Source organism: Streptomyces malaysiensis subsp. malaysiensis (assembly GCF_040653035.1).
Taxonomy (GTDB): Bacteria; Actinomycetota; Actinomycetes; order Streptomycetales; family Streptomycetaceae; genus Streptomyces; species Streptomyces malaysiensis.
Window position 1 is genome coordinate 237,627 of sequence record NZ_JBEZNG010000005.1, and the last position, 15,456, is coordinate 253,082.

At 72.9% G+C, this 15,456-nt stretch carries 13 protein-coding genes; 11 read left to right on the forward strand and 2 right to left on the reverse strand.

All coding sequences use genetic code 11. The annotated features are described in order from the left end of the window. Window positions 1–15: 15 nt before the first annotated feature. The gene (locus AB0E24_RS12985) at window positions 16–1,533 is read left to right on the forward strand and encodes a 3-hydroxyacyl-CoA dehydrogenase (protein ID WP_100806744.1); all 1,518 of its coding nucleotides are present in this window, start codon (window positions 16–18) and stop codon (window positions 1,531–1,533) included. Between the two features lie 2 nt (window positions 1,534–1,535). After that, a complete protein-coding gene (locus AB0E24_RS12990) occupies window positions 1,536–2,129 on the forward strand; it encodes a TetR/AcrR family transcriptional regulator (protein WP_069861299.1) in 594 nt (197 codons plus the stop codon). A gap of 328 nt (window positions 2,130–2,457) precedes the next feature. On the opposite strand, the gene AB0E24_RS12995 is transcribed toward AB0E24_RS12990, so the two are convergent. Continuing rightward, window positions 2,458–2,946, reverse strand: a complete 489-nt coding sequence (locus AB0E24_RS12995; RefSeq protein ID WP_351373995.1) for an Lrp/AsnC family transcriptional regulator — start codon at window positions 2,944–2,946, stop codon at window positions 2,458–2,460. 182 nt (window positions 2,947–3,128) lie between these two features. On the opposite strand from AB0E24_RS12995, the gene pdhA reads away from it, so the two are divergent. The 9 genes from pdhA to AB0E24_RS13040 all read left to right on the forward strand — a co-directional run bounded on the left by pdhA (window position 3,129) and on the right by AB0E24_RS13040 (window position 13,395). After that, the gene (gene pdhA / locus AB0E24_RS13000) at window positions 3,129–4,292 is read left to right on the forward strand and encodes a pyruvate dehydrogenase (acetyl-transferring) E1 component subunit alpha (protein WP_069861301.1); all 1,164 of its coding nucleotides are present in this window, start codon (window positions 3,129–3,131) and stop codon (window positions 4,290–4,292) included. Continuing rightward, window positions 4,289–5,338, forward strand: coding sequence for an alpha-ketoacid dehydrogenase subunit beta (locus AB0E24_RS13005; protein ID WP_069861303.1), 1,050 nt, complete (start codon window positions 4,289–4,291; stop codon window positions 5,336–5,338). The genes pdhA and AB0E24_RS13005 overlap by 4 nt, the downstream gene beginning before the upstream one ends. Beyond that, a complete protein-coding gene (locus tag AB0E24_RS13010; RefSeq protein WP_359376628.1) occupies window positions 5,338–6,765 on the forward strand; it encodes a dihydrolipoamide acetyltransferase family protein in 1,428 nt (475 codons plus the stop codon). Before AB0E24_RS13005 ends, AB0E24_RS13010 begins: the two co-directional genes overlap by 1 nt. Before the next feature lie 29 nt (window positions 6,766–6,794). After that, a complete protein-coding gene (locus AB0E24_RS13015) occupies window positions 6,795–7,730 on the forward strand; it encodes an NTP transferase domain-containing protein (protein ID WP_232564606.1) in 936 nt (311 codons plus the stop codon). Continuing rightward, window positions 7,727–9,901 (forward strand): molybdopterin molybdotransferase MoeA, encoded by a 2,175-nt coding sequence (locus AB0E24_RS13020; RefSeq protein ID WP_359376631.1) that lies wholly within the window; start codon window positions 7,727–7,729, stop codon window positions 9,899–9,901. The genes AB0E24_RS13015 and AB0E24_RS13020 overlap by 4 nt, the downstream gene beginning before the upstream one ends. Continuing rightward, entirely contained in the window at window positions 9,898–10,953 is a 1,056-nt protein-coding gene (locus tag AB0E24_RS13025; protein ID WP_069861307.1) for a potassium channel family protein, read from the forward strand. The genes AB0E24_RS13020 and AB0E24_RS13025 overlap by 4 nt, the downstream gene beginning before the upstream one ends. 10 nt (window positions 10,954–10,963) lie before the next feature. Then, on the forward strand, window positions 10,964–11,941 hold the full coding sequence (locus tag AB0E24_RS13030; protein WP_069861309.1) for an NAD(P)H-quinone oxidoreductase: 978 nt from the start codon (window positions 10,964–10,966) through the stop codon (window positions 11,939–11,941). A gap of 229 nt (window positions 11,942–12,170) precedes the next feature. Beyond that, a complete protein-coding gene (locus tag AB0E24_RS13035; protein WP_174883866.1) occupies window positions 12,171–12,674 on the forward strand; it encodes a hypothetical protein in 504 nt (167 codons plus the stop codon). Window positions 12,675–12,825: 151 nt separating this feature from the next. After that, on the forward strand, window positions 12,826–13,395 hold the full coding sequence (locus AB0E24_RS13040) for a bacterial proteasome activator family protein (RefSeq protein WP_069861313.1): 570 nt from the start codon (window positions 12,826–12,828) through the stop codon (window positions 13,393–13,395). Window positions 13,396–13,529: 134 nt separating this feature from the next. Here the strand turns inward: AB0E24_RS13040 and AB0E24_RS13045 are convergent, their stop codons facing one another. Continuing rightward, window positions 13,530–15,209, reverse strand: coding sequence for a protein kinase domain-containing protein (locus tag AB0E24_RS13045; RefSeq protein ID WP_206332877.1), 1,680 nt, complete (start codon window positions 15,207–15,209; stop codon window positions 13,530–13,532). Window positions 15,210–15,456 lie beyond the last annotated feature (247 nt).

Here is a 15,456-nt window from a genome sequence, read left to right on the forward strand (position 1 = left end):
AAAAGGATCTGCGGCATGACTGCGATCGACCGTGGGATCGACCGCGCCGGCCTCGTCGCCGTCGTCGGCACCGGCACGATGGGCCAGGGGATCGCCCAGGTGGCGCTGGCCGCGGGCCATCCCGTACGGCTCTACGACGCCGCGCCCGGCCGAGCCGCCCAGGCCGTCGACGCCATCGCGGACCGGCTCGGCCGGCTGGTCGCCAAGGAGCGCCTCCCGGCCGCCGACCGTGACGCGGCCCTCGGCCGGCTCGCCCCCGTCGCCGACCTCGCGGACCTGGCCGAGGCGGATCTGGTGGTCGAGGCGATCCTCGAGGAACTCGGCGCCAAACAGCAGCTGTTCACCGCCCTGGAGTCGGTGGTCTCCGACGGCTGTCTGCTCGCCACCAACACCTCCTCCCTCTCCGTCACCGCCGTCGCGGGTGTCCTGCGCCGCCCCGGCCGCCTCGTCGGCCTGCACTTCTTCAATCCGGCCCCGCTGATGCCGCTGGTGGAGGTGGTGCGCGGCGCCGCCACGGACGAGGCCGCCGCCGACCGTGCCCACGCCACCGTCGCGGCCTGGGGAAAGACCCCGGTGCGCTGCGCCGACACCCCCGGATTCATCGTCAACCGGATCGCCCGCCCCTTCTACGCCGAGGCGTTCCGGGCGTACGAGGAGCGCGCCGCCGACCCCGCCACCCTCGACGCCGTGCTGCGCGAGTCCGGCGGCTTCCGGATGGGCCCCTTCGCGCTCACCGACCTGATCGGCCAGGACGTGAACGAGGCCGTCACCCGATCCGTGTGGGAAGCGCTGTTCCACGATCCGAAATTCACCCCGTCCCTCGCCCAGCGGCAGCTCGTGGCCTCCGGGCGGCTCGGACGCAAGACGGGCCATGGCTGGTTCGACCACTCCGAGGGCGCCGGGCGGCCCGCCCCGCACACCGCCGAGCCGTGTGAGCCGCCCGGCAAGGTCGTCGTCCATGGCGACCTCGGGCCCGCTCAAGGGCTGGTCGGCCTCATGGAGGAGGCGGGCATCGCGGTGACCCGCGAGCCCGTCGGGGCGCATCTCGCCCTGCCCGACGGCACCCGTCTGTCCCTGGCCGATGGCACGACGGCCACAGAGGACCCCTTCGCCGCGTCGGTCCGCTTCGACCTGGCGCTGGACTACCGCACCGCCACCCGCGTCGCCCTCGCGGCGTCCCCGGCCGCCCCCGAGGAGTCCCTGCGGTCCGCGATCGGCCTGTTCCAGGCGCTCGGTAAGGCGGTCAGCGTCGTCCAGGACGTCCCCGGCATGGTCGTGGCCCGTACCGTCGCGATGCTCGTGGACTTCGCCGAGGACGCCGCCGCACGCGGGGTGGCGAGCCCCGAGGACATCGACACCGCCATGCTGACCGGCGTCAACTACCCGCGCGGACCGCTGGCATGGGGGCGCGCGCTCGGTGCCCACTGGGTGCGCGACACCCTGCGCAACCTCCACCACGCCTGTCCGACCGGCCGCTACGCCCCCTCCCAGGCGCTGATCCGGCGTGCGGCCGCCGATGAGGGACTGCTCTAATCATGACCATGGCCAAGCGCGACACCTACACGCCCGAATCGCTGCTCGCGGTCGCCGTGGAGGTGTTCAACGAGCGTGGCTACGACGGCACCTCCATGGAGCACCTCTCCCGGGCCGCCGGGATCTCCAAGTCCTCCATCTACCACCATGTGAAGGGCAAGGAGGAGCTGCTCCGGCTCGCCATAAGCCGTGCCCTGGACGGGCTGTTCGGCATCCTCCAGGAGCCCGCCTCACTCGACGGACGGGCGATCGAACGGCTGGAGCATGTGGCCCGGCGCACCGCCGAGGTGCTGATGGAGGAGCTGCCCTACGTCACCCTGCTGCTGCGCGTCCGGGGCAACACGGATACCGAGCGGTGGGCCATGGAGCGGCGCCGGGAGTTCGACCACCAGGTCGCCGAGTTGCTCAAGCGGGCGGCGGCCGACGGCGATCTGCGGTCCGATGTGGACGCCCGGCTGGCGACCCGGCTGCTCTTCGGCATGATCAACTCCATTGTGGAGTGGTACCGGCCGGGGCGCGGTGGGGCCGCGACCTCGCAGGAGGTGGCCGAAGCCGTGGTCCGTACGGCCTTCGCGGGTCTGCGTACCCAGCGCTGAGCGCTCCGCTGGACGGGCGCGGCGATGCCCTCGATCGTCTGCGGCGCCGTCCTGCCGCCGCGCCCCGCTGCGGGCCGCCGATCGACGCGGCCCCGCGCCCCTTCAGGGCCCCTGCCGAACCGCGGCCGGCTTCCGCGGATCCGCTCGGCCCCGCCGCGGCGGCCCAGCACCAGGTCCTGCTGCCGCTGCCCGGCACCAGGGCCCCGTCGCGGCAACCCGGCGCCAGACCCGGCTGCGGCAGCCTGGCACTGAACCCTGCCGCGGCAACCCGGTACCAGGCCCCGCCGCGTCCGCACCCTGCCGCGGGCCCCGGCCCCGGCGGCCACCGCTACGGCTCCGAGTCCAGGTCCGTCTCCTCGAAGACCAGCAGCGTCCGGCTGCTCAGCACCTCGGGTATGGCCTGTATCCGGGTGAGGACCAGCTCGCGCAGCGAGCGGTTGTCCTCGGTGTGTACCAGCAGCAGCACATCGAAGTCCCCGCTGACCAGGGCCATGTGAGCGGCCCCGGGGAGCTGGCGGAGCTCCTCGCGCACGGTGCGCCAGGAGTTCTGGACGATCTTCAGCGTGATGTACGCGGACGCGCCCTGCCCGGCCCGCTCCTGGTCCACCCGGGCGCTGAAGCCGCGGATCACTCCGTCGTCGATCAGACGGTTGATCCGGGCGTAGGCGTTGGCGCGCGAGACGTGCACCTGCTCGGCCACGGAGCGTATGGAGGCGCGGCCGTCCATTTGGAGCAGACGCAGGATGTCGCGGTCGATGGCGTCCAGCGGGCGCACCGGGGGTCTGCCCTCCGAATTGGCCATCTGTTCGTCCCGCATATCGTCCTGCCTCACCTTCATGGACGTCCTGTCCTCATCACAGGTGGCGCAGAACCGTTTGTCCACAGGCTTGGGTCGCCTGTAGCCAAATTGCGTCAACGACCGAACAATCGGTAGGGGAGGGCGATGCCGCACGGCACGCCCCGCCCTCCCGCCGTACGCCACGCCCAGGAGGTCGCGTCATGACGGTCCTTGAGCAGCCCGGTGCCTACCGGCCCACTCCCCCGCCCGGCTGGCAGCCCCGCGTCGACGCCGCGCCGCTGCTGCCCGACGCGGAGCCGTACCGCCTGCTGGGCACCGCCGCTGCCGCCGACATCTCCCCCGATCTGCTGACCCGGCTCCACCGCGAGCTGGTGCGCGGCCGCCGCTACAACGCCCAGGCCACCGCCCTCACCCGGCAGGGCCGGCTGGCCGTCTATCCCTCCTCCACCGGGCAGGAAGCCTGCCAGGTCGCGGCCGGGCTGGTGCTGGAGGACCGCGACTGGCTCTTCCCCAGCTACCGCGACACCCTGGCCGCCGTGGCCCGCGGGCTCGACCCGGTCGACGCCCTGACCCTGCTGCGCGGCGACTGGCACTCCGGCTACGACCCGCACGCACACCGCGTCGCCCCGCTGTGCACCCCGCTGGCCACCCAGCTGCCGCACGCCGTCGGCCTCGCCCACGCCGCCCGCCTCAAGGGGGACGATGTCGTGGCCCTCGCCCTGGTCGGCGACGGCGGCACCAGCGAGGGCGACTTCCACGAGGCCCTCAACTTCGCGGCGGTCTGGCACGCCCCGGTCGTCTTCCTGGTCCAGAACAACGGCTTCGCCATCTCCGTCCCGCTGGCCAAGCAGACCGCCGCGCCCTCCCTGGCCCACAAGGCGGTCGGATACGGGATGCCCGGCCGTCTCGTGGACGGCAATGACGTGGCCGCCGTCCACCAGGTCCTGACGGAGGCGGTGCGCCGGGCCCGCGGCGGAGGCGGTCCCACCCTGGTCGAGGCGGTCACCTACCGCATCGACGCCCACACCAACGCCGACGACGCCACCCGCTACCGCCCCGACTCCGAGGTCGAGGCATGGCGCGCACATGACCCGATAGCGCTCCTGGAGGACGCCATGCGGGACCGCCATCTGCTGGACGACGAAGGGGTCAGGGCCGCGCGGGAGTCCGCGGAGCGGCTCGCCGCCGATCTGCGCGAGCGCATGCACCAGGACCCGGTCCTCGACCCCATGGCGCTCTTCGAGCATGTCTACGCCGACCGGACCGGCCAGCTGCGCGAGCAGGCCGCCCAGCTGCGCGCGGAGCTCGATGCCGAGGCCGCGGACTCCGGGACGGCCACGGACTCCGGGAAGGGGGAGCGATGACCACCGCCGTGGGGCCCGACACCGCCCGTAAGCCCGCCACCATGGCCCAGGCCCTCGGCCGCGCGCTGCGCGACGCCATGGCCGCCGATCCGTCCGTCCATGTCCTCGGTGAGGACGTCGGCGCGCTGGGCGGCGTCTTCCGGATCACCGACGGGCTCGTCAAGGAGTTCGGCGAGGACCGCTGCACCGATACGCCGCTGGCCGAGGCGGGCATCCTCGGCACCGCCGTGGGCATGGCCATGTACGGGCTGCGGCCGGTGGTCGAGATGCAGTTCGACGCCTTCGCCTACCCGTCCTTCGAGCAGCTCATCAGCCATGTCTCGCGGATGCGCAACCGCACCCGGGGCGCGATGCCGATGCCGATCACCGTGCGGGTGCCCTACGGCGGCGGCATCGGCGGCGTCGAGCACCACAGCGACTCCTCCGAGATCTACTACATGGCCACCCCCGGCCTCCATGTCGTCGCCCCCGCGACCGTCGCCGACGCCTATGGGCTGCTGCGCGCCGCCATCGCCTCCGACGACCCCGTGATCTTCCTCGAGCCCAAGCGGCTGTACTGGTCCAAGGCCGACTGGTCGGCCGACGCCCCCGAGCAGGTGCCGCCCATCGGGCGCGCGGTGGTGCGCAGGCCCGCCACCGGCGGTCGGCGCGGCGCCACCCTGATCTCCTACGGCCCCTCCGTGCCGGTGTGCCTCGAAGCCGCCGAGGCGGCCCGGGCCGAGGGCTGGGACCTCGAAGTCGTCGATCTGCGCTCGCTCGTCCCCTTCGACGACGACACGGTCTGCGCCTCCGTGCGCCGCACCGGCCGTGCGGTCGTCGTCCACGAGTCCACCGGCTTCGGCGGGCCCGGCGGGGAGATCGCCGCCCGGGTCACCGAGCGCTGCTTCCACCATCTGGAGGCGCCCGTGCTGCGCGTCGCCGGATTCGACATCCCCTATCCTCCGCCCATGCTGGAGCGGCACCATCTGCCCGGTGTGGACCGGGTGCTGGACGCCGTCGCCCGGCTCCAGTGGGAGTCGGAGTGGACCGAGGGGAGCGCCGTCTGATGGCTGTCGTACGGGAGTTCACCCTGCCGGATCTGGGCGAGGGGCTGACCGGCGCCGAGATCGTGCGCTGGCTGGTCCAGGTCGGCGATGTGGTCGCGGTCGACCAGCCGGTGGTCGAGGTCGAGACGGCCAAGGCGATGGTGGACGTGCCGTGCCCCTACGGCGGTGTGGTGACGGCCCGTTACGGCGAAGAGGGCGCGGAGGTGCCGGTCGGGGCGCCGCTGATCACGGTCGCGGTGCCGGGCGGCTCCGATGACGGATCCGGTCCGCCGGTCACCGGCAGCGCGGTCGACGGCGGATCGGGCAATGTGCTGGTCGGCTATGGCACGGCCGCTCCCACCGCCCGGCGCCGTCGCGTTCAGCCCTCCCCCGGGCCGTTGCGCGAGACCACGGCGGCGGCTCCGGGCGGGCCGTTGCGCGGAGCCCCGGCGGTGGCGCCCGGCGAGCCGTCGCATAAGACGGCGGCGGCCCCCGGCGGTCCGGTGCCCGAGACGGTGGTGTGTCCCACCGGCCCCCTTCCGGTGATCTCGCCCCTGGTACGGCGGCTGGCCCGGGAGCACGACGTCGATCTGCGGCGGCTCAAGGGCTCGGGCCCCGAGGGGCTGATCCTGCGGGCGGACGTCGAACGAGCGGTCGCGGCCACGGCTCCCGCCTCCGTCGCGCCCGCCCCTGGTACCCCCACCCCCGTCGCTCCCGCTCCCGCGGCGACGGCTACCGCCCCCACGGCCCCCGCCCCGGAGGGGGAGCGGGTTCCGCTGCGCGGGGTGCGGGGCGCCGTGGCCGACAAACTCGCGCGCAGCCGGCGCGAGATCCCCGACGCGAGCTGCTGGGTGGACGCCGACGCGACCGAACTGCTCGCGGCCCGTAAGGCGATGAACGCCGCGGGCGGGCCCAAGGTCTCCGTGCTCGCCCTCCTGGCCCGGATCTGCACGGCCGCCCTCGCACGCTTCCCCGAGCTCAACGCCACGGTGGACATGGGCAGCCGGGAGATCATCCGGCTCCCCGGCGTCCACCTCGGCTTCGCGGCGCAGACGGACCGGGGCCTGGTGGTCCCGGTGGTGCGCGACGCCCAGAAGCGCACCCTGGAGGGTCTCTCCGAGGAGATCGCCCGGCTGACCGAGGCCGCGCGGACCGGGACACTCGCCCCCGCGCAGCTGACCGGCGGCACCTTCACGCTCAACAACTACGGGGTCTTCGGGGTCGACGGCTCCACGCCGATCATCAACCACCCCGAGGCGGCGATGCTCGGGGTCGGGCGGATCTCCCCGAAGCCCTGGGTGCACCAGGGCGAGCTGGCGGTGCGCCAGGTGGTGCAGCTGTCGTTCACCTTCGACCACCGGGTGTGCGACGGGGGCACCGCCGGCGGATTCCTGCGGTATGTGGCCGACTGCGTGGAGCAGCCCATGGTGTTGTTGCGACGGCTGTAGCGGGTGCTTGACGGCGCCATACTCATGGGGTGACTCCAGGTGCGTATGACGCAGTGATCCTGGCCGGGGGCGCCGCTCGGCGGCTCGGTGGGGTGGACAAGCCCGCGCTGCGGGTGGGCGGTCGAGCCCTGCTCGACCGGGTGCTGGACGCCTGCCGCGGCGCCGGGCGGACCGTCGTCGTCGGCCCGCGCAGGCCCACGGTGCGGCCCGTGCGGTGGGCCCGGGAGGAGCCGCCCGGCGGCGGTCCGGTCGCGGCCGTCGACGCGGGCGTCCGGCAGACCACCGCGCCGCTGGTCCTCGTGCTCTCCGCCGATCTGCCGTTCCTCACACCCGAGACCGTGCGGGCCCTCCTCGACGGCATCGAGGGGGCCGGAGGCGGCCAGGGGACCGAGGGCGTCCGGGCGACCGGAGGCAGCCAGGCGACCGAAGGCACCGACGCGACCGTGGGCATCCAGGCGACCGGAGGCGTCCAGGGCATCGAAGGCACCGTGCTCATCGACTCCGACGGCCGTGAGCAGCCCCTTGTCGCCGCCTACCGCGCCGAGCCGCTGCGCCGCGAGATCGCCCTCCTCGCCACCGAACACGGCGGCCTCGGCGGGCTGCCCCTCCGCCTCCTCGTCTCCGAGCTGGCGCTGGCCCGCCTTCAGCACCCCACCGCGTCGTTCGACTGCGACACCTGGGAAGACATCACCACGGCTCGAGCACGCATCAGGGAGCATGGACACGTGTTGGACGAATGGATTGCCGCAGTCAAGGCCGAGCTCGGGATCGATCTGGATGTCGACACCGCGGCCCTACTCGATCTGGCCCGTGATGCCGCACATGGCGTCGCCCGGCCGGCCGCCCCACTGACCACCTTTCTCGTTGGCTATGCCGCGGCCCAGAAGGGCGGCGGCCCCGAGGAGCTGGCCGCCGCGACCGAGAAGGCCGCCGCCCTGGCGGCGCGTTGGGCCGAGGAGCAGTGACAGCTCGCCACCCCCGGGACGGGGACCCGCTCGACCGCGAGATGGACGAGGCGCTGGCGCTGGCCAATGAATCCCCGGGACAGGGCCCGGAGCCGCCCGGCACGGAAACGGAAGAGGACTGGGCCGACGCCGCCCTCAACCTGGCCAACGGCCGCCCGGCCCCATCCGCCCGCGAGTCAGGCCCCGACGGCCCCGACGGCCCCGACAGCCTCGACGGCCCCGGCGACACCGGCGACGCGGCCGGGGCCGGGGCCGGGGTGGACTGGGTCGAAACCGCGCTCGACCTGGCCCATGGATGGTCCGCCGATCAGCGACCGACCCGCGATGGGACGGGCGGGGACGGAGCCGGAAGGGCGGAGGCACCGGACGCTTGGAGTTCCCCAAGCCGAAGGCCGGGGGAGTATTCGCGGCGCCGATCTCCGGGCAAGCCAATGTCCGAGGGCACTGGCGCCACAGGCATGCGGTCCAGGGCCCCCGCGCCGCAGACCCCGCCCCCGCATCCGAAACGCGCCCCCGGACCCACCTCCCGCCCGCACCCGCCCCCGTCACACCAGCCCATGAATGAACCGCACCACAGCCCCACCTCCTGGCCCGACGCCCGCGCCATCGCCGCCCGCGCCGCCGTCAAGGAGGCCGCCCACGCCGCCCCGGTGATGCGGCCGCTGTCCGAGGCGCTCGGGCAGGTCCTGGCCGCGCCGCTCGAGGCCCTCACCGACCTGCCGCCCTTCGACACCTCCGCCATGGACGGCTGGGCGCTCGCGGGCCCCGGCCCCTGGCGGCTGCCGACCGATGAAGAGGACCAGGACCACCGCGGCATCCTCGCCGGACACGGCGAGACGGCCCCCCTGCCCGACGGCCACGCGGTCCGCATCGCCACCGGCGCCCGCGTACCGCCCGGCGCCACCGCCGTGCTGCGCAGCGAATACGGCACCGACGCGGGCGACGGCTGGCTCCACGCGTCCGCCGCCCACCCCGTCGTCCTCGGCCAGGACATCCGCAACCGCGGTCAGGAGTGCCGCAGCGGCGATCAGTTGCTGCCCGCCGGGACCCTGGTCACCCCCGCCGTGCTGGGCCTGGCCGCCGCGGCCGGGTACGACGAGCTGCCGACGGTGCGCAGACCGCGCGTCGAGGTGCTGATCCTCGGCGACGAACTGCTCACCGAGGGGCTGCCGCACGGCGGCCGGATCCGGGACGCGCTGGGGCCGATGGTCGGGCCGTGGCTGCGGGCGCTCGGTGCCGAGGTCATGGGCACCCGGCGGCTGACCGACGAGGCGGACGCGGTGTACGCGGCGGTGGCCGAGTCGTCCGCCGACGTCGTCGTGACGACCGGGGGCACGGCCGCGGGCCCCGTGGACCATGTCCACCCCACCCTGCGCCGCCTGGGCGCCGAACTGCTGGTGGACGGCGTGGCGGTACGCCCCGGCCACCCCATGCTGCTGGCGCGCCTCGCCGCCGGGAACCCCGAGCCCCCGACTCGCCCCGCCCGGCATCTGGTGGGGCTCCCGGGCAATCCGCTCGCGGCGGTGTCCGGTCTGCTGACCCTCGCGGAGCCGCTGTTGCGGACGCTGACGGGCCGCCCGGCCCCCGCCCCCGGCCCGGCCCCGCTGGCCGAGGCCGTACAGGGGCATCCGCGGGACACCCGGCTGGTCCCCGTGACCTTCCGGCAGGACGCGGCCGTGCCGCTGCGCTTCAACGGCCCGGCGATGCTGCGCGGAATCGCGGTGGCCGACGGCCTCGCGGTGATCCCGCCCGGCGGCGCGAAGCGGGGCACGGAGGTCGAGGTGCTGGACCTCCCGTGGTCGGCGACCGTGACGGAGCAACTGAGCCCTGCGGACCAGACGAGCCGAGGCACGGACCGAGCCCGCCACGGCACCGACCGAGCCCGCCACGGCGCGGACGGAACGGGCCACGGCGCGGACCGAACGGGCCGAGGCACAAACCGAACCAGCCGAGGCACCGGCCGAGCGAGCCAATGCACGGACCAAGTGAGCAAGGGCACGGACCGAGCCGGCAAGGGCACGGACCAAGCGAGCAAGGGCACGGACCGAGCGGCCAAGGGCACGGACCCAGCCGCTCAACGCACACCCCGGGCGAACCGAAACCAGCGCACCGACCGACCGGTGGCCCGTGGAGACGCCGAGGACATATCCCCCCAGGAGGGCCCGGCGTGAAGCTGCCCAGCCATGACGCGGCCGCCCGCAACCCCGGGGACGGCGGCCACCGCGTCCATCTGCCCCAGTTCTCCGCGGGCCCGCTGCGCCAGGTCGTCCGCCGGCTGCTGCTGGCGCTGCTGGTGCTGGTGCTGACGGTGCTCATCGTGTACGTCGACCGCACCGGCTACCACGACAACGCCGATGACAACGTCGACTTCCTCGACGCCGTCTACTACTCGACCGTCACGCTGTCGACGACCGGATACGGCGACATCGTGCCGTACAGCGACAGCGCGCGGCTCAGTAACATCCTGCTGGTCACGCCGTTGCGCGTGCTCTTTCTGATCATCCTGGTCGGCACCACCCTGGAAGTCCTGGCCGAACGCACCCGCGAGCAGTACCGCCTGAACCGCTGGAGGTCAGCGTTGCGTGATCACACCGTCGTCGTCGGCTTCGGCACCAAGGGGCGGTCCGCGGTGCAGACCCTCTGCGCGACCGGGCTGCCCAAGAACCGGGTGGTCGTGGTCGATCCCAACCAGAAGGTGATCGAGGCGGCGAACGCGGACGGGCTCGCCGGGGTGGTGGGCGACGCGACCCGCAGCGATGTGCTGTTGCGGGCGGAGGCGCAGCGCGCCCGCCAGTTCGTGATCGCCACCCAGCGCGATGACACCGCCGTCCTGGTCACGCTGACGGCCCGGCAGCTCAACCGGGGCGCCAACATCGTGGCGGCGGTGCGCGAGGAGGAGAACGCGCCGCTGCTGCGCCAGTCCGGGGCCGACGCGGTGATCACCAGCGCCAGCGCGGCCGGCCGGCTGCTGGGCATGAGCGTGCAGAGCCCGACCGCCGGGGCGGTGATCGAGGATCTGATCCAGCAGGGCACGGGCCTGGACCTGGTGGAGCGCACGGTGGTGAAGGCGGAGGTGGGCAAGTCGGTGCGGGACACGGACGATCTCGTGGTGTCCGTGCTGCGCGGCCATCGCCTCCTCGCCTATGACGACCCCGACGCCAGCCCGCTCCAGGCCGCCGACCGGCTGATCACGATCGTTCGCGCGCCGATGGTCCAGGAGTAGCCTCGCGGCCATGCATGCGATCACGATTCCCGAACCCGGTGGCCCCGAAGCGCTGGTATGGGCCGAGGTCTCCGATCCCGTGCCCGGTGAGGGCGAGGTCCTGGTCGACGTGGCGGCCGCCGGCGTCAACCGCGCCGATGTGCTCCAGCGCCAGGGCCACTATCCGTCGCCGCCCGGAATCCCGCCCTACCCCGGTCTCGAGTGCTCGGGCCGGATCTCGGCGCTGGGCCCCGGCGTCACCGGCTGGGCGGTGGGCGATGAGGTGTGCGCCCTGCTCGCGGGCGGTGGATACGCCGAGAAGGTGGTGGTCCCGTCCGGGCAGCTGCTGCCCGTTCCCGAGGGCGTGGACCTGGTCACGTCCGCCGCGCTGCCCGAAGTGACGGCGACCGTATGGTCCAACGTCTTCATGATCTCCCATCTCCGGCCGGGCGAGACGCTGTTGGCGCACGGCGGATCGAGCGGCATCGGCACCATGGCGATCCAGCTCGCGAAGGCCGTCGGGGCGCGGGTCGCGGTGACCGCGGGCGGCCCGGAGAAGCTGGCGGCCTGCCGGGAGCTGGGGGCCGACATCCTGATCGACTACCGCGAGCAGGACTTCGTCGAGGAGGTCCGCCGGGCCACCGACGGCGCGGGGGCGGACGTCATCCTGGACATCCTCGGCGCGAAGTACCTCGCCCGGAACGTGGAGACGCTCGCCCTCAACGGCCGTCTGGCGATCATCGGCCTTCAGGGCGGGGTGAAGGCCGAGCTGAACCTGGGCACCCTGCTGTCCAAGAGCGCCGCCGTGACGGCCACCGGGCTGCGGGGCCGCTCGCTGGCGCAGAAGTCGGCGATCATCGCGGCGGTACGGGAGCACGTCTGGCCGCTGATCGGCGGCGGCCGGGTCCGCCCGATCGTCTACCGCACCGTTCCGATGCGGGAGGCCCCGGCGGCCCATCGGCTGATGGAGTCCAGCGAACATGTGGGGAAGATCCTGCTGACGGTCTGAGCGACGCGGGTCGGGATCGCTCCGGACGGACTCCGTCCCGATCGATCCCGACCGCTCCGGGCGTGGACCGGCCCGCCCCCGGCCCGGCGCGCTCCTTACGGCCTTTGCGGTGACGTCGCGTCCTTACGGTGGCTCCGCGCCCGTACGGCGGCGTTCAGGATGCCCGGTCCGTACCCTCATGTGACGCTGATTCCGTTACGCAATGGTTCGGCACGGGAGGGTGACCACCGTGAACCCCGCGACGCTTCGCACGCTCCCCGCGGCGGCCCTGCTGGCGGGCACCGCCCTGACCGCCACCCCCACCGCGTCCGCCGCCTCCGCGACCCCCGCCGACGACGGCGGCGGGCTGGCGGGCACCCGCGCGGGCGAGGGCCGTACGCACCCCGGCCGCACCGAGACACCCACCCCCGTGCCGTCCGACGAGGACCCGTCGGACGAGGACCCCTCGGCCGGGACCGGAGACGGCGACCAGGGACACCGGAACGACGAGGAGGGGACCGGGCGCTTCTCGCTGGTGCCCGAGTGGACGGCGTCCTCCCTTCCCGTACCGCAGCGGACCGACCGGGACCAGGCGCGCGAGCCCTTCCCGTCCGGGCAGCCTTACGGTGCTCAGCGGACCGCCGCCGAGCCCAGTGGGCGGGCGATGCGGGTGCTGCCGCTGGGCACCGGTCTGGCGCTCACCGGCCTCGGCCTCGGCCTGGCGTTCTTCGGTCTCCGGCTGCGCCGCCGCTGACGGCCGCCACGGACATTCGCCGCCGATACCCGTCGTAGACCTCCGCCGCAGACCCCCGTCACCGACGGCCTCGCCGATACCCCACCGGTATCGGTGCCCATTCCTGGACCCTCGCCCGCCGTACCGGGTGCCGGTGCGGAACAATGGGGGTATGAACCAGCCGATGAACGAACGAGCGCAGGAGAGCCCGCACGTCCTGGTCGTCGGTCCGGACGGCATGGCACTCGGTGGCGTCGCTCCTGCTTCCGGAGAGGGAAGTGGTGACGACGAGTCGCGCGAGATTCCCGTGACCGACATGGTCGAACAGCCGGCGAAGGTCATGCGGATCGGCAGCATGATCAAGCAGCTTCTGGAGGAGGTCCGCGCCGCACCTCTCGACGAGGCCAGCCGGGTGAGGCTCAAGGAGATCCACTCCAGCTCGGTGAAGGAGCTGGAGGACGGGCTGGCCCCCGAGCTGATCGGGGAGCTGGAGCGGCTGTCGCTGCCCTTCACGGACGAGGCGGTGCCGACCGAGGCGGAACTGCGCATCGCCCAGGCCCAGTTGGTCGGCTGGCTGGAGGGGCTGTTCCACGGCATCCAGACCACCCTGTTCGCCCAGCAGATGGCGGCGCGCGCCCAGCTGGAGCAGATGCGCCGGGCGCTGCCGCCGGGGATCGGCGGGGGCGAGGAGGACGAGGGCGCGCCCAAGCAGAGCGGCGCCCGCTCGGGTCCTTATCTCTGAGCCTCGCGACATCTCGGAGCCTCGCGACCGGATCTCTGAGCCTCGCGACCGAATACGACGAAACGACGCGGCGGGCCCCATCGAAAGGTGGGGCCCGCCGCGTCGTCGCGCCGAAGGCGTGGTGCGAGCCGCGGTTACTCCGGGTTGCCGGTGGAGACGGTCAGCTCGATGGTGTCCGTCTTGGGGTTGTACGGCTCGTAGTTCCGGTACGTGTAATTGAGGACGGTGCCCTTGCCCCACAGATTCTCGTCCTGGGGCACCACGCGGTACTTCCAGCCCGCCGCCCGGATGCACTTCTTGACCGAGTCGATGTAGAGGTTCTGGAAGTCGGGCACCGAGTACGTGCCCTTCTCATCGGTGTTCTCGTACGCGTCGGTGCACTTCGACGCCTCGATGGTCTTGGTCTTGTCGCCCATGCGGAAGCCCGAGGCGGTGTCGGAGGCCGTCGGCGAGGCCGACTTGCCGCCGCCGTCGCCCCCCTTGCTCTCGTCCTTGGAACCGCCGTCGCTGCCGCTCAGCGCGATGACCAGGATCACGGCGATGACCGCGACCGCCGCGACGACGGCCGAGCCGATGATCACGCGCTTGTTGCCGCTGCCGCCGCCGCTTCCGGACGGCGTCGAGGGCGAGATGTTGTACGGCGGCGGGGTGCTGGGGCCGCCGGGCCCGCCCTGGTACGACGGCGTCGGGGTCTGGTAGCCCTGCTGCCCCAGCTGCGCGCCGGACGGCGGCGGCGTGGACGGGCCGAAGGCGCCGTACTGCCCGGGGACGGAGGGCTGCCCGGCGGAGTGCTGCGGCTGGTACGGCGTCTGGACGCCGCCGGGGCCGGGCATGGGCGTCTGCTGGTCGATCGGCGGGAAGACCGCCGAGCCGACACCGGAGCCGCTGCGGGCCGGCGGACCGCCGCTGATGATGATCGGGGAGGCGCCGGTCTGTCCGGTGCGGGTGACCCGGGCGCATTCGTCGCGCATGGCCTCGGCGGTCGGGAAGCGCTCGTTCGGGTTCTTCTTCAGGGCTCGGGCGACCAGCGCGTCCACCGCCGGGGGTATGGACTGGTTGATCGTGGAGGGCGCGACCGGCTCCTCCTGGACGTGTGCGTACGCGATGGCCAGTGGCGAGTCCGCGTCGAAGGGCAGCCGGCCGGTCAGCAGCTCGAAGAGCATGATGCCGACCGAGTACAGATCGCTGCGGGCGTCGACGCCGCGGCCCAGTGCCTGCTCGGGGGAGAGGTACTGCGGAGTGCCGACGACCATGCCGGTCTGGGTCATGGAGGTGACCCCGGACTGCATGGCGCGGGCGATGCCGAAGTCCATGACTTTGACCACATTACGCTTGGTCATCATCACGTTACCGGGCTTGATGTCGCGGTGGACCAGCCCCATCTCGTGGCTGATCTCCAGCGCCGCCAGCACATCGCTTGTGATCTTCAGCGCCTTTTCGGTCGGCATCGCGCCGTACTGCCGGACATCGGTGTCCAGAACCGAGCGCAGCGGCTGCCCCTCGACGTACTCCATGACGATGTACGGCATCAGCGAGCCGTCGATGGAGTCCTCGCCGGTGTCGAAGACCGAGACGATATTGGTGTGCGTGAGTTTCGCCACCGCCTGGGCCTCGCGGCGGAAGCGCTCGCGGAAGGACTGCTCGCGTCCCAGCTCGGTGTGGAGCGTCTTGATCGCGACCTGGCGGTCCAGTACGGAGTCATAGGCCAGGTGAACGGAGGCCATTCCGCCCTCGCCCAGCAGGTCACGGAGCTGATAGCGGCCGTTCGCCAGAGAGTGGCCTTGATACCTGCCCGATGCGCCGTACTGGCTCATTTCGTGCTTCCCCCCTGGCGCACTCACTACTCTGACGCGCACGTTTCGACGCATTGATCTTGATGTTCTGGATATCGTGGCCAAGTCTGCCCCAGGCCACGGACACGTCAAGCCGCGTGCCCGTTCCGTGACCGGATGCGCAAGAACCCGTCACGCGATTTGCATCGCTTCACCGTCAACAGGTTTGATGGCCGGTCCATCACCAACCGATGCGCGACGCGAAGGCTGTAGCGTGCCTAGCAGGAAC

What these genes read in the sequence shown, in the direction of transcription:
- AB0E24_RS12985 (WP_100806744.1), top strand. Translation starts at nt 16, where the DNA reads ATGACTGCGATCGACCGTGGGATCGACCGCGCCGGCCTCGTCGCCGTC.
- AB0E24_RS12990 (WP_069861299.1), top strand. Translation starts at nt 1,536, where the DNA reads ATGACCATGGCCAAGCGCGACACCTACACGCCCGAATCGCTGCTCGCG.
- AB0E24_RS12995 (WP_351373995.1), bottom strand. Translation starts at nt 2,946, where the DNA reads ATGCGGGACGAACAGATGGCCAATTCGGAGGGCAGACCCCCGGTGCGC.
- pdhA (WP_069861301.1), top strand. Translation starts at nt 3,129, where the DNA reads ATGACGGTCCTTGAGCAGCCCGGTGCCTACCGGCCCACTCCCCCGCCC.
- AB0E24_RS13005 (WP_069861303.1), top strand. Translation starts at nt 4,289, where the DNA reads ATGACCACCGCCGTGGGGCCCGACACCGCCCGTAAGCCCGCCACCATG.
- AB0E24_RS13010 (WP_359376628.1), top strand. Translation starts at nt 5,338, where the DNA reads ATGGCTGTCGTACGGGAGTTCACCCTGCCGGATCTGGGCGAGGGGCTG.
- AB0E24_RS13030 (WP_069861309.1), top strand. Translation starts at nt 10,964, where the DNA reads ATGCATGCGATCACGATTCCCGAACCCGGTGGCCCCGAAGCGCTGGTA.
- AB0E24_RS13040 (WP_069861313.1), top strand. Translation starts at nt 12,826, where the DNA reads ATGAACCAGCCGATGAACGAACGAGCGCAGGAGAGCCCGCACGTCCTG.
- AB0E24_RS13045 (WP_206332877.1), bottom strand. Translation starts at nt 15,209, where the DNA reads ATGAGCCAGTACGGCGCATCGGGCAGGTATCAAGGCCACTCTCTGGCG.